This window comes from Pseudoprimorskyibacter insulae (assembly GCF_900302505.1).
Taxonomy (GTDB): domain Bacteria; phylum Pseudomonadota; class Alphaproteobacteria; order Rhodobacterales; family Rhodobacteraceae; genus Pseudoprimorskyibacter; species Pseudoprimorskyibacter insulae.
Genome location: NZ_OMOJ01000006.1, coordinates 21196 through 34569 on the forward strand (window position 1 = coordinate 21196; position 13374 = coordinate 34569).

Here is a 13374-nt window from a genome sequence, read left to right on the forward strand (position 1 = left end):
TCAGGCGTAATCCAGACCGGCATCGCTGCGACCGCGCCTGTCGGCGCGAATGGCCGCGTATAAGACATGTGTGCGCCAACGCCCGTTGATCTGCAAATAGCTTTGGGCCACGCCTTCGTATTTAAAGCCAGACCGTTCCAGCAAACCACGCGACGGGACATTCTCGGGCAGGCAGGCGGCCTCAATCCGGCTGAGTTCCATCTTCAGGAAAGCATGGTGCACCATGCCTGCGATGGCTTCGCGCATATAGCCTTGTCGGGCATGGATTTCGCCGATCCAATAGCCCAGCGTTCCGGCCTGCGCAGGCCCGCGGCGGATGTTGTCGAGCGTGATGGCCCCAAGCAGGCGTTCATCCTGACGGCGGATCAGAAACAGCGGCAGCGCGGTGCCCGACGCAATCGACCGGTTGGCCCAATAGACCCGGTTGGTAAAGCCCTTGCGGCTAAGGTGGTCATTGGCCCAGGTCGGCTCCCACGGGGTGAGGAACGGCGCGCTCTCGCGGCGCAGGGCCGACCATTCGTTAAAGTCTCCGTGCTGCGGGGCACGCAGCGTCAGGCGCTCGGTCTCTAGTCGAAACTTGCGCCGTGCCAGAAGCATCAGGCCACCCGGCGTGCCTGCAGGTCGGCAAAGGCCGGAGCCGAAGCCACGGGGCCATAAAGCGCCATCGCCGCCGGTGCGGTGGTAACGATATGTTCTGCAAAATCACGCACATCGCCGGTGGTCACGCTGTCGATCTTGGAAATCGTATCTTCGAGCGGCGGCACCTCGCCCCAGATCTGCACCATGCGGGCCAGACGTTCGGCGCGGTTGGACGGGCTTTCCAGCCCCATCAGCAGACCTGCCTTCATCTGCGCGCGGGCGCGGGCGACTTCGGCAGGGGTCATGTCTTCGGCGGCGCGTTTCATTTCGTCGATGGTCAGGGTCGTCAGATCGGCCAGATCCTCGGCCCCGGTGCCAGCATAGACGGTCATCATGCCGGTGTCCGAATAGGCGCCGGTCTGTGCAAAGATCGTATAGCACAATCCGCGCTTTTCGCGGATTTCCTGGAACAGCCGGCTGGACATGCCACCCCCCAGTGCGACCGAATAGATCTGCGCGGTGTAGAATTTTGGGTCGCAATAGCCGGGGCTTTCGAAGGCCAGCGCCATATGCGCTTGTTCCAGTTCCTTATCGCGGCGCATTTCGCCACCGGAGAAAACGGCGGCGTCCGGCGCCTTGGCCTCGCGCGGCACCATATCGCCAAACAGGCGTTCGGCCATTTTGACGATCGCGTCATGATCGACCGCTCCGGCCGCTGACAGGATCATCTGATCCGGGCCATAATGTTCGTCGATGAAATCCGAAAGGTCCGACTGGCCAAAGGTTTTTACGCGGTCCGCTTCGCCCAGAATGGTCCGGCCCAAGGCCTGATCGGGGTAGGCGCGTTCTTGCAGCCAATCGAATACCACGTCATCGGGGGTATCCAACGCTTGGCCGATCTCTTGCAGAATCACATGGCGTTCGACCTCGATCTCATGCGGGTCAAAGACCGGGTTGCGCAGGATATCCGCCACCACGTCCAATGCCAGCGGCAGATCGTTGGCCAACATGCGGGCGTAATAGGCCGTCACCTCGCGCGAGGTGTAGGCGTTGATATAGCCGCCCACATCCTCAATCGCCTCGGCGATTTGCAGCGCGCTGCGGGTCGTGGTCCCCTTGAAGGCCATATGTTCAAGGAAATGCGCGATGCCGTTCTGTTCGTGCCGTTCGTGCCGTCCCCCTGCCGTAACCCATACGCCGATGGATGTGGATTGAAGACCCGGCATCTGTTCAGACACGATGCGGAAGCCATTGGGCAGGGTGGTCAGGTTTACGGTCACTTGGCGATACGCTCCTTGATGAGTGTCTCCAGCGCGGCCAGATCATTGGCAACACGGGTGACGCGTTCCGAACGCTCATATAGATCAGCCATGCGATGGGGAAGAGGGGGACGCACGCCCGAGGCCTTTTCCACCGCGTCAGGGAATTTGGCGGGGTGCGCCGTGGCCAGCGTGATCATCGGGGTTGCCGGATCGCGCAGGTCTTCGGCCACTTTCACACCAACGGCGGAATGCGGGCAAAGCAGCTCACCCATGCCAGTGTTGGCCGCGCGGATCATTTCAAGCGTTTCGTCTTCGCTGACGCGGCCGCTGTCGAAATGGTCGCGCAGGGCTTGCAACGCGCCTTGGCTGACGTTGAACCCGCCTTGCTTGAGTTCGTCCATCAATTGGGACACGGCCCCGCCGTCGCGGCCATAGGCATCAAACAGGGCGCGTTCAAAGTTCGACGATACCTGAATGTCCATCGACGGGCTGATCGAGGGGTGAACCTCAGACGTTTGATAGGCGCCGCCGGTCAGGCAGCGGTGCAAAATGTCGTTCTGGTTGGTGGCCACGACCAAACGGTCAATCGGCAGGCCCATTTTCTTAGCGATGTAGCCTGCGAAAATGTCACCGAAGTTGCCGGTGGGCACGGTGAAGCTAACCTTGCGGTCCGGCGCGCCCAGCGACACGGCCGACGAGAAGTAATAGACCACCTGCGCCAGAACGCGCGCCCAGTTGATCGAGTTCACACCAGCAAGTCGGACGCCGTCGCGGAACTCAAAATCGTTGAACATATCTTTCAGGCGGGCCTGACAATCGTCGAAATGCCCATCCATCGCCAGCGCGTGCACGTTGCTTTCGGACGGGGTTGTCATCTGGCGGCGCTGAACTTCGGACACGCGGCCATGCGGGAACAGGATAAAGACGTCGACGTTATCAAGGCCCTTGAACGCCTCAATCGCCGCAGACCCGGTATCGCCCGAGGTCGCGCCCACGATGGTCACACGCTCGCCGCGACGCTCAAGCGCCTCTTGGAACAGCTGGCCGATCAGTTGCATCGCGAAGTCTTTGAAGGCCAGTGTTGGGCCGTGGAACAACTCTAGCAGGAAGTGGTTCGGGGCCAGTTGCACCAGCGGCGCACGGACACCATGGCCGAACCCGGCATAGGCTTTGGCGATCAGGTCGGCGAAGACCTCATCGGTGAAGCCATCCCCCACATAAGGGCGCATCACGCGGAAGGCGATTTCCTCATAGGACAGGCCATTCAGTGAGCGAATGTCATCGGCGCTCATCTGAGGGATGGTTTCAGGCACATACAGGCCGCCATCACGGGCAAGACCCGACAGCATGGCCTCTTCGAAGGTCAGAACCGGTGCTTGTCCACGGGTGGATACGTATTTCATCGGCCTTAAGCCTCCTTCGGTTTGCGCATGCGCCAGATAAAGGCACCAAACATAAGAATCCAGACCACTGCCAGCAGGAACCATTGAATGGCATAGCTGAGGTGATCGTTACGGATATTCGAGGGGTCAACGGGAATCGGCAGGATGCCCGGATCGGATGGGGTTTCGCTTCGGGCGACGATCAGCACAGGTTCGGTGCCCAGCGTCGCGGCCAGATCGGTCAGATCGCGTGCGAACCAGATGTTCGCGGCGATGTCATTGACCGGGGTGGAGCTATTTCGGTCGTCGGGCCAGTGAAGGTTGGCCGACACGGTGGACGCGCCGATCTGGCGGGCACTGTCCTTTGCCTCAAGCCGGATATAGCCACGGTCGAGCAGGATGCGGCGGCCCCCGGTTTCAAACGGCGCGATGACACGATAGCCCGCGCCCTGATCGCGGGTAGAGACCAGTACAAACACCTCGCCCGGCAGGATCTGCCCGGACAGGGCGACGGGGGCATAGCGGTTCGCCTCAGGCGTTGGCGATTGGGGCAGGGGGATCGGTGCGCCGTTGATCGTAGCGTCAATCTCGGACAGTACGCCCTGTTTCCACGCAAGGCGCTGAACCTGCCAAACGCCAAGCGAGATCAGAACCGCGGTTCCGAGCAGGCCAAAAAGGATCGTAGCGATTATCCGTTTCACGAAGGCGGTATCCGTTGGAATTGCGCCAACCGTTTACGCCCGACAGGCACCGGGTTTCAACTGCCAATGCGCCAAAAGAAAACGCGCGGGCAAAGGCCCGCGCGTTTCAATCAATTCAGAGGATCTTACTGACCGCCCCAGATGTAGACGGCTGCAAAGAGGAACAGCCATACAACGTCAACGAAGTGCCAGTACCAGGCCGCTGCTTCGAAGCCGATGTGCTTCTCGGGGGTGAAGTGACCCTTGAGCAAGCGGATCAGGCAGACGAACAGGAAGATGGTGCCGACGAGAACGTGGAAGCCGTGGAAGCCGGTCGCCATGAAGAAGTTCGCACCGTAGATGTTGCCCGAGAAGCCGAAGGCTGCGTGGCTGTATTCATACGCCTGGAAGAAGGTGAACAGGACGCCCAATGCGATGGCAATGATCAGGCCCCACTTCATGTCTTCACGGTTGTCTTCGTGAACCAGCGCGTGGTGTGCCCAAGTGGCAGCGGCGCCCGAGCAGAGCAGGATCAGCGTGTTGATCAGCGGCAGGTGCCACGGGTCGAACAGCTCGATCCCTGCGGGCGGCCAAACGCCATCGACGCCGGGGCTCAGCGGGCCCATCGGATAGATGGCGTGCTTGAAGAAGCTCCAGAACCATGCGGCAAAGAACATGATTTCCGACATGATGAACAGGATGAAGCCGTAGCGCAGACCGATGCGGACAACCGGGGTGTGGTCGCCAACGCGCGATTCAGCAACAACGTCCGACCACCAGCCGAACATGACGTACAGAACGCCAACAAAGCCGATCAGGAACAGCCAGGGGCCAGAGATGTGAATTGCCCCGAACAGGGTGCTAATGCCCCCTGTCATCCAAGCAACGGCACCCACCAGCATCAGGAAACCGGCAAGGGCCCCCAGGAAGGGCCATACCGAGGGGGTCAGAATGTGATAGTCGTGGTTCTTCGCATGCGCCATGTGTCAAGTTCCCTCGTTGGCAGGCGTTAGTTCAAAGTCTTGGTCTCATCCGTCTCCAGCGATGCCTGATAGTCCTCGGGCAAGTCAATCTGGTAGAAGGTGTAAGACAGGGTGATGTGCTTTGCGTATTTCGCATCGCGGTCGTTGACGATCTCGGGGTCAACGAAAAAGCTGACGGGCATTTGCACCCGTTCGCCAGGCTGAAGCACCTGCTCAGTAAAGCAGAAGCACTCGATCTTGTTGAAGAAGCCACCCGCGTCATAGGGGGTGACATTATATGCGGCCTGTCCGGCGACGGGTTTGTCGGTCGGATTATATGCCTCATAGAAGGCCAGACCGGTTACACCGATCCGCATCTCCATTTCGCGCTGCACGGGTTTGAATTCCCATGGCATGCCGCGTTCTTTGGAGGCGTCGAATTTGATGGTGATCGTCTGGTCCAGGATGACATCGCTGCCCGCTTCGGCAACGCCTGTGGCGCCGCCAAACCCGGTGACACGGCAGAACCAGTCGTAGAACGGAACAGAGGCCCAAGCCAGCCCGCCCATCACAACAACGACACCCAGCGTTTGGGCCAGTGTTTTGGTTTTGCCGTCCATAGCCATTACTGACCAGCCTCCTGCGTTGCAGGCTTCGGCCCAAGGCCGCCACGGGTCAGCTTAACCATGGTCATGCCAAAAACAATCGCCACAAAGGCGGCCAGCACCAGACCTAGGCCCAGATTGCGGCCAAAACGGCGCTTGTGCAGTTCGTGTTCGGGCTGAAAGCTCATGTTACCAACCACCCATGCCAAATTGGCGCAGAAGCGCTTCGACCAGAATTGCGCCGAAATGGGCAAACAGGAACAGAAGCGACAGTTTGAAGAACTTGCGTTCAGCGGCGAAATTGTCGGCCTCGCTCATGTCTTCGTTGCGGCGCACGATCTGGATCGCGCCTTTGACGAAAAGAGCGTTCAGCACAACAGCCACGGCCAGATAAACCGGGCCACCGACAGCGGTGAAGGCGGTGCCCACGGCCAGAATGGCCAGCAGGATGGTGTAGACAAGGATATGAACGCGGGTCGCGCGGCGGCCGTGGGTCACGGTCAGCATCGGCACTTGGGCGTTGTCATAGTCGTTGCGCATGAACAGGGCGAGGGCCCAGAAATGCGGCGGGGTCCACATGAAGGTCAGGCAGAACATCAGCACGGATTCAACGCTGACACCGCCAGTTGCCGCGGCCCAGCCGATCATCGGGGGGAAGGCCCCGGCGGCGCCGCCGATCACGATGTTCTGCGGCGTCCAACGCTTGAGCCACATCGTGTAGATGACAACATAGAAGAAGATGGTGAAGGCCAGCAGGCCGCCCGCGAACCAGTTGGTCGCCAGACCAAGGAACACGCAGGCAAAGACCGACAGGGTGATCCCGATGGCGAACGCCTCATCGCGGGTCACTTTGCCAGCGGGGATGGGGCGTTTCTGGGTGCGGCGCATCACAGCGTCGATATCGCTGTCGTACCACATGTTCAGCGCGCCCGAGGCGCCGCCGCCAACGGCAATAAACAGAATGGCGCAGGCCCCGATAAACGGGTGCACAGGCACCGGCGCCGCCAGAAGGCCGACAAGGGCAGTGAACACGACAAGCGTCATGACGCGCGGCTTCAGAAGGGCGAAATAATCGCCGAACTGCGCTTCGCCGGTCTGGCTTTGGGCGTTGATGCTGGTATCGGTCATGGATCTTCCGGGGTGCCAAAGGCGGGGATATCCCCGCCTTACATCATTGAGTGGTCAGGCGAGGAGAGCCCCCGCCTGCGTTCGATTACTTGGAAGCGATCTGGTAGGGCAGGGCGGTGGTGATGCCTGCATATTCTTCCAGCGCGCCAACCAGCCACTGCTGATATGCCTCTTCCGAGACAACCTTCACAGTGATCGGCATGTAGGCGTGGTCCTTGCCGCACAGTTCCGAGCACTGGCCGAAGTAGACGCCTTCTTTTTCTGCGCTGAACCACAGTTCCGCCAGACGGCCGGGAACGGCGTCTTGCTTCACGCCGAAGGCCGGGATGGTCCAGGCGTGGATCACGTCGGCACCGGTCACCTGCATCACAACGGTCTTGCCAACAGGCACGACAACGGCGGTGTCGGTGGCCAGCAGATACAGATCGTCGGTGTAGCCGTGGTCAGCCAGTTCTTCGCGCGGCAGCAGGAAGCTGTCGAATGCGATGGCCGAAGGTTCAACGCCTTCTGCGCCTGCGTCCACATATTCATAGCCCCAGTACCACTGATAGCCGGTCACCTTGATGGTGATGTCGCCTTCGGGAATTTCCTGCTGCTTAAACAGAACCGGAAGCGAGAAGGCACCGATGAACACCAGAATCACGATCGGGATGATGGTCCATGCCACTTCGATCGGGGTGTTGTGGGTGAAGGTCGCCGGGGTCGGGTTTGCCTTGCGGTTGTAGCGGACGATGATAACAGCGATCAGCGCAACAACGAACACGACAATCGCGCCGATGATCACGTTGAGCATGCCATCCAGCCACTGGAGGTCGCGTGCAAGTTCGGTGGCGGCGGGCTGGAAGCCCAGCTTGCCCGGTGTGGGCTTGCCGATGATTTCAAGCCCTTCTTGCGCCATGGCCGGAGCCGCGATGAAGGCACTCAGAAGGCCCGTGAGCATGGAAGTCAGTCGCATGTGTCACCCTGGTAGGTTCGAGTTCGTCGTTGTGTCGGGTGGGAGGCCGCAGAATCAGGCCGGATTCGCGGCGCCCTCCCATTGTATTGTCGCCGCTTAAAATCATATTCTGCTGGACAGATAAAGAAAGTTGCTTGCGGCAAACGGACGCTTTCTTTGATTTAGATCAAAAAAAATCGGAGTTCCCATGTCGGAGACCATCTTTCAGCCCTTTGAAACCACGCTTGATCGTGATGCGACCCAGCGTCTGCTTCGGCAGACCCTTGATGGGGCCGAGGACGGAGAGTTGTTTCTGGAACGCCGCCGATCCGAGGTTCTGAGCTTCGATGATGGCCGGATTCGGACCGCCAGTTACGACGCGTCCGAAGGATTCGGCCTGCGGGCCGTGAAAGGCGAGGTGGCCGGTTACGCCCATTCCACCGAGATATCCGAGGCGTCTATTCGCCGTGCAGCCGATACCGCGCGACTGGCAGTTGGCGATGGCGGCGGCGTGATGGCCCCCGCGCCCAAGGCGACGAACACACGACTATATACAGACGCCGATCCGATCTCGGGTCATGCCTTTCCCGTGAAGGTCGAAACCCTGCGTGAGATCGACGCCTTCCTGCGTGATCTGGATCGCCGGGTCGTTCAGGTGACGGCGACCATTGCGGCGTCGTTGCAAGAGGTGGTGATCCTGCGGGCCGACGGCACGCTTGTGTCCGATACCCGCCCGATGACGCGGGTCAATGTGGGCGTGATCGTCGAACAGGATGGTCGCCGGGAATCTGGGAATGCGGGCGGCGGTGGCCGGGTGAGCCTTGACGGTTTGCTTGATCCGCAGGATTGGCAGGCCAAAGCGCGGGAAGCGCTGCGCATCGCGCTGGTGAACCTTGACGCCGTTCCCGCCCCTGCAGGCGTGATGGATGTGGTGATGGGGCCGGGTTGGCCCGGTATCTTGCTCCATGAGGCTGTGGGCCACGGGCTGGAAGGTGATTTCAATCGCAAAGGCTCCTCTGCGTTTGCCGGATTGCTGGGCAAGCAGGTGGCCGCGAAAGGCGTGACCGTGTTGGATGATGGCACGATCCCGGATCGCCGCGGCTCGATCACGGTCGATGATGAAGGCACGCCTTCGGGCAAGAACGTCCTGATTGAAGACGGCATTTTGGTTGGCTTCATGCAAGATCGCCAGAATGCGCGCCTTATGGGTGTGGAGCCTACGGGCAACGGGCGGCGGGAAAGCTATGCGCATATTCCTATGCCGCGCATGACCAACACATACATGATGGGCGGCAATGCCACGCCCGAAGAATTGCTGGGCGACCTGCGCGACGGGATTTACGCTGTGGGCTTTGGCGGCGGGCAGGTGGATATCACCAACGGCAAGTTCGTCTTTTCCTGCACCGAGGCGTACCGCGTGAAGAACGGCAAGATCGAAGCCCCGGTCAAAGGGGCTACCTTGATCGGTGACGGTGCGCAGGCGCTCAATCAGGTCAAGGCGCTGGCCAATGACATGCAGCTTGATCCCGGTATGGGCAACTGCGGCAAGGCCGGGCAGTGGGTGCCTGTGGGGGTCGGTCAGCCGACAACCTTGATCGGCGGGCTGACAGTTGGCGGGGCGCAAGTATAAAGGTGAAAAAAGGTTGACAGCCCCGGCCGCGGTTTACTCTCCGTTAACCGAGTGCGGTCTACACCTGTTCTCAGCAAGCAGGCGGGGCCACGATGACCGAGGACAATTTTTCTTCCACTCACCCCCTACTCCCACCCACCACGGAAGATGTTCGCATTTCGTGGCTCCGTCTCTTGCGCTCGTACCGTGTTGGTATATCGACGTTTTATCGTCTCATGGCCGAACATGGCAGCGCGGATGCCGCGCTGTCGGCCTTGCCGGTCGTGGCCAGCGGGGCAGGGGTGAAAGACTACAAACCCTGTTCGCTGGCCTCGGCGCGGCGTGAATATGAAGACGGGCACCGCGCTGGGGCGCGTTTGGTTTTTCGCGGGCAGGCGGATTATCCTGCGGCGTTGAATGATGTGCCCGATGCGCCGCCGTTCTTCTGGGCACTCGGTGATCTGTCGCTGCTGCAAAAGCCGATGATCGCCTTGGTCGGGGCGCGAAACGCATCGTCTCTGGGCACGCGCATGGCCCGCAAACTGGCGGCGGATCTTGGGCAGGCGGGCTATGTCGTGGTGTCAGGTCTGGCGCGGGGCATTGATGCGGCGGCCCATCGCGGCGCGTTGGACACAGGCACCATCGCTGTGCAGGCGGGCGGGGTCGATGTGATCTATCCGCAGGAAAACGCACCCTTGACCGATGAAATCGCGGCGCAGGGGCTGCGATTGTCTGAGCAGGCCATTGGATTGCAACCGCAAGCGCGGCACTTTCCCATCCGCAATCGCATCATTTCCGGCCTGTCGCAGGCCTTGGTCGTGGTTGAGGCGGCGGCGCGGTCTGGCTCGCTTATCACCGCGCGATGCGCTTTGGATCAGGGGCGCGATGTGCTGGCGGTTCCGGGCCATCCCTTTGATGCCCGCGCAGGCGGCTGCAATATGCTAATCCGCGATGGCGCCAGACTGGTGCGCGGGGCCGAAGACGTGATTGAGGCGCTGTTGCCCATCGCGCCGCAGCAACAAGACGAATTGCCGTTGCCTGACCCCGATCCAGTGCGCCCGCAGCGCAACCTGCGTGAAACTGCGGCCTTGCACCGCCAGATCCTGGATCGGCTTGGCCCTTCGCCGCTGTCCGAGGATCAGCTGTTGCGCGACTTGGGTCAGCGTGCCGATGACGTCGCCCCGGCGCTGACATCGCTCGAACTGGACGGTCAGATCACTCGAATGGCCGGCGGTTTGGTGGCGCGGGCGGGATAGGCGCAACAGGCCGAAAACGGGCGATCATTTTCGCGCCGTTGTGATGATTTTGGGCGTCATTTTCCCTGTGCGGCATCAAGCAGATTGACATTTCCCCCTTGCACACCACATTTTGCGCCGCCATACGCCAAAGCAATTTGTTTCCCAGAGGTGTGCCACGAATGCCCGTCGTCGTTGTCGAATCCCCGGCCAAAGCCAAGACAATCAACAAATATCTGGGGTCCGATTACACGGTTCTGGCTTCCTATGGCCATGTCCGTGACCTGCCGCCGAAAGACGGATCCGTTGATACGGAACATGATTTTGAGATGACTTGGGAAGTGGCGAACGACAGCCGCAAACATGTCAAAGCCATTGCCGACGCGTTGAAAGACGACGACACGCTGATCCTGGCAACTGACCCTGATCGCGAAGGCGAGGCGATTTCCTGGCATCTCAAAGAGGCGCTGACCAAACGCCGGTCGATCAAGAAGACCACCGATGTAAAACGCGTGACGTTCAACGCCATCACCAAGGCCGCCGTGACCGAAGCGATGCAGAACCCACGTGATATCGACGTGCCGCTGGTTGATGCCTATCTGGCGCGCCGCGCGCTCGATTATCTGGTGGGGTTCAACCTCAGCCCCGTGTTGTGGCGCAAACTGCCGGGCGCACGGTCGGCGGGCCGGGTGCAGTCGGTCTGCCTGCGCTTGATCGTTGAGCGCGAGATGGAAATCGAGGCGTTTAAAGCCCGCGAATACTGGTCGGTCAAGGCGCTGCTGGGCACCCCGCGCGGCCAAGAATATGAGGCGCGAATGGTCAGTCTGGCGGGCAAAAAGCTGGACCGCTACGACCTTGAGAATGAAACGCAGGCCGAACTGGCCGTGCAGGCGATCAAAAGCCGCGATCTGACCGTTCAGTCGGTTGAGGCGAAACCGGCCAGCCGCAACCCCTCGGCGCCGTTCATGACCTCGACCCTGCAACAAGAGGCCAGCCGCAAATTCGGTATGGGCGCACGTCAGTGTATGAACGCCGCGCAGCGTCTCTATGAGGCGGGGCACATCACCTATATGCGAACCGACGGCATCGACATGGCGCCTGAGGCTGTGTCGGAAGCACGCGATGCAATCAAGGACCGGTTTGGCGCGGAGTACGTGCCTTCCAGCCCGCGGATTTATAAGAACAAGGCGAAGAATGCGCAGGAAGCGCACGAATGTATTCGCCCGACCGATATGACCAAGGACGCAGGCGCGTTGAAGCTGTCTGAAGACGATCAGCGCAAGCTTTATGATCTGATCTGGAAGCGGACGCTGGCCTGCCAGATGGAAGGCGCACGTCTGGAACGGACCACGGTTGAGATCGGCAGCAAAGACGGTCAGGTCGGCCTGCGGGCCACCGGTCAGGTCGTGTTGTTTGACGGGTTCCTGCGCGTCTACGAAGAAGGCCGCGACGATGTGGTGGACGATGATGACAAGCGTCTGCCGCAGGTGATGGAGGGTGAAAAGGCCGACAAGCGCGGCATCACCCCCGAACAGCATTTCACTCAGCCGCCGCCCCGTTATACCGAGGCGACGCTGGTCAAAAAGATGGAAGAGCTGGGCATTGGCCGCCCGTCGACCTATGCAAGCGTCATCACCACGATCCAGGACCGCGAATACGTCCGCAAGGACAAGAACCGCCTGTTCCCCGAAGATAAGGGCCGGATCGTTACGATTTTCCTGCTGAACTTCTTTAAGCGCTATGTGGAATATGATTTCACCGCCGCGCTAGAGGATGAGCTTGATCACGTCTCGGCGGGCGAGTCTGACTATAAGGAATTGCTGGGTCGCTTCTGGCGCGATTTCAGCGCCGCGATTTCCGAAACCTCTGAATTGCGCATCACCGAAGTGCTTGATGTGCTGGATGAGGCGCTGGCACCGCAGCTTTATCCGCCGCGCGAAGATGGGTCTGACCCGCGCACCTGTCCGAAATGCGGGGCGGGGCAGCTTCATCTGAAAACCTCGCGCACAGGCGGGTTTGTCGGCTGTGGCAACTACCCCGAATGCACCTACACCCGCCCGATCGCCGGGGAAGGCGCGGATGGGGATGAACGCCTTCTGGGCGATGATCAAGGCGATGAGATCTGGCTGAAAGCCGGTCGTTTCGGCCCCTATGTCCAGCGCGGCGAAGCCACGCCTGAGAACAAGAAACCGCCACGGGCATCCTTGCCGCGTGGCTGGTCCAAGGATGACATGGATCTGGAAAAGGCGCTGGTTCTGCTAAGCCTGCCACGCCAGATCGGCGATCACCCCGAAGGTGGGATGATCAGTTCGAACTTTGGCCGCTTTGGCCCCTATCTGATGCACCAGCTGCCGGATGAGGAAAAGCCTGTCTATGCCAACCTCAAAGATCCGAACGACGTGTTTGAGATCGGCATGAACCGCGCGGTTGAATTGCTGGCCGAAAAGCGCGCTAACCCGCGCGGGCGTCGTGGCGGGGCTTCCGCCAAGCCATTGGTGGAATTGGGCGAACATCCCAGCGAAGGCGGGCCGGTCAATATTCTGGATGGACGCTACGGCGCCTATGTCAAATGGGGCAAGGTCAATGCGACCATCCCCAAAGACACCGAACCCAAAGACGTGACCATGGACATGGCGGTTGCGTTGATCGCGGAAAAGGCGGGCAAATCAGGTGGTAAAAAGGCCGCCGCGAAAAAGCCTGCGGCCAAGAAGACCGCCGCCAAGAAAAAGGCACCGGCCAAGAAGAAAGCGCCCGACGCGTAAGCGATTCTCGCATTGTGGTGCAAGTGTATCGCAATGTGGATCGCAGGGCTGGCCGAAAAGGGCGGGATACGTAGTTTTACGTATCCCCCGTTTGTAACAATATAACTTTATGAATTTAAATAGATATTTCGCCCGCAAAGAACGGGCGTGCTTACGTTAGCGCCAACGTCTGCGCCGCGATGCGGCATCTCCGTTGACTCCCCCTGCGGCAATCTGCACAACTCCGCCAATCCAAG

General features: G+C 60.3%; 12 protein-coding genes. 3 read left to right on the forward strand and 9 right to left on the reverse strand.

All coding sequences use genetic code 11. The features are described 5' to 3' along the window. The 9 genes from PRI8871_RS13815 to coxB form a co-directional block, all read right to left on the reverse strand. The gene (locus PRI8871_RS13815; protein ID WP_108886828.1) at positions 1-597 is read right to left on the reverse strand and encodes a GNAT family N-acetyltransferase; all 597 of its coding nucleotides are present in this window, start codon (positions 595-597) and stop codon (positions 1-3) included. Continuing rightward, positions 597-1859 (reverse strand): M16 family metallopeptidase, encoded by a 1263-nt coding sequence (locus PRI8871_RS13820; RefSeq protein ID WP_108886829.1) that lies wholly within the window; start codon positions 1857-1859, stop codon positions 597-599. The genes PRI8871_RS13815 and PRI8871_RS13820 overlap by 1 nt, the downstream gene beginning before the upstream one ends. Continuing rightward, positions 1856-3244: a threonine synthase gene (gene thrC, locus PRI8871_RS13825; protein ID WP_108886830.1), complete on the reverse strand. Its 1389-nt coding sequence runs from the start codon at positions 3242-3244 to the stop codon at positions 1856-1858. Before thrC ends, PRI8871_RS13820 begins: the two co-directional genes overlap by 4 nt. Positions 3245-3249: 5 nt before the next feature. Continuing rightward, positions 3250-3924, reverse strand: a complete 675-nt coding sequence (locus tag PRI8871_RS13830) for an SURF1 family protein (RefSeq protein ID WP_108886831.1) — start codon at positions 3922-3924, stop codon at positions 3250-3252. A gap of 125 nt (positions 3925-4049) precedes the next feature. Further along, the gene (locus tag PRI8871_RS13835; protein WP_108886832.1) at positions 4050-4886 is read right to left on the reverse strand and encodes a cytochrome c oxidase subunit 3; all 837 of its coding nucleotides are present in this window, start codon (positions 4884-4886) and stop codon (positions 4050-4052) included. A 26-nt stretch (positions 4887-4912) separates the two neighbouring features. Next, entirely contained in the window at positions 4913-5491 is a 579-nt protein-coding gene (locus tag PRI8871_RS13840; RefSeq protein ID WP_108886833.1) for a cytochrome c oxidase assembly protein, read from the reverse strand. Continuing rightward, the gene (locus tag PRI8871_RS19630; protein ID WP_181389471.1) at positions 5491-5658 is read right to left on the reverse strand and encodes a cytochrome c oxidase system small membrane protein; all 168 of its coding nucleotides are present in this window, start codon (positions 5656-5658) and stop codon (positions 5491-5493) included. The genes PRI8871_RS13840 and PRI8871_RS19630 overlap by 1 nt, the downstream gene beginning before the upstream one ends. Before the next feature lies 1 nt (position 5659). Next, positions 5660-6598, reverse strand: a complete 939-nt coding sequence (cyoE, locus tag PRI8871_RS13845) for a heme o synthase (protein ID WP_108886834.1) — start codon at positions 6596-6598, stop codon at positions 5660-5662. Positions 6599-6683: 85 nt separating this feature from the next. Continuing rightward, positions 6684-7553 carry a cytochrome c oxidase subunit II gene (coxB, locus tag PRI8871_RS13850; RefSeq protein WP_108886835.1) on the reverse strand — a complete coding sequence of 290 codons (870 nt, stop codon included), beginning with the start codon at positions 7551-7553 and terminating at the stop codon, positions 6684-6686. Between the two features lie 187 nt (positions 7554-7740). On the opposite strand from coxB, the gene tldD reads away from it, so the two are divergent. The 3 genes from tldD (at position 7741) to topA (ending at position 13138) form a co-directional block, all read left to right on the forward strand. Further along, positions 7741-9162, forward strand: coding sequence for a metalloprotease TldD (gene tldD / locus PRI8871_RS13855; protein ID WP_108886836.1), 1422 nt, complete (start codon positions 7741-7743; stop codon positions 9160-9162). Positions 9163-9254: 92 nt separating this feature from the next. Then, entirely contained in the window at positions 9255-10397 is a 1143-nt protein-coding gene (gene dprA / locus PRI8871_RS13860) for a DNA-processing protein DprA (RefSeq protein WP_108886837.1), read from the forward strand. Between the two features lie 161 nt (positions 10398-10558). Next, positions 10559-13138, forward strand: a complete 2580-nt coding sequence (gene topA, locus PRI8871_RS13865; protein ID WP_108886838.1) for a type I DNA topoisomerase — start codon at positions 10559-10561, stop codon at positions 13136-13138. Positions 13139-13374 lie beyond the last annotated feature (236 nt).

What these genes read in the sequence shown, in the direction of transcription:
- PRI8871_RS13815 (WP_108886828.1), bottom strand. Translation starts at nt 597, where the DNA reads ATGCTTCTGGCACGGCGCAAGTTTCGACTAGAGACCGAGCGCCTGACG.
- thrC (WP_108886830.1), bottom strand. Translation starts at nt 3,244, where the DNA reads ATGAAATACGTATCCACCCGTGGACAAGCACCGGTTCTGACCTTCGAA.
- PRI8871_RS13835 (WP_108886832.1), bottom strand. Translation starts at nt 4,886, where the DNA reads ATGGCGCATGCGAAGAACCACGACTATCACATTCTGACCCCCTCGGTA.
- PRI8871_RS13840 (WP_108886833.1), bottom strand. Translation starts at nt 5,491, where the DNA reads ATGGCTATGGACGGCAAAACCAAAACACTGGCCCAAACGCTGGGTGTC.
- PRI8871_RS19630 (WP_181389471.1), bottom strand. Translation starts at nt 5,658, where the DNA reads ATGAGCTTTCAGCCCGAACACGAACTGCACAAGCGCCGTTTTGGCCGC.
- cyoE (WP_108886834.1), bottom strand. Translation starts at nt 6,598, where the DNA reads ATGACCGATACCAGCATCAACGCCCAAAGCCAGACCGGCGAAGCGCAG.
- coxB (WP_108886835.1), bottom strand. Translation starts at nt 7,553, where the DNA reads ATGCGACTGACTTCCATGCTCACGGGCCTTCTGAGTGCCTTCATCGCG.
- tldD (WP_108886836.1), top strand. Translation starts at nt 7,741, where the DNA reads ATGTCGGAGACCATCTTTCAGCCCTTTGAAACCACGCTTGATCGTGAT.
- dprA (WP_108886837.1), top strand. Translation starts at nt 9,255, where the DNA reads ATGACCGAGGACAATTTTTCTTCCACTCACCCCCTACTCCCACCCACC.
- topA (WP_108886838.1), top strand. Translation starts at nt 10,559, where the DNA reads ATGCCCGTCGTCGTTGTCGAATCCCCGGCCAAAGCCAAGACAATCAAC.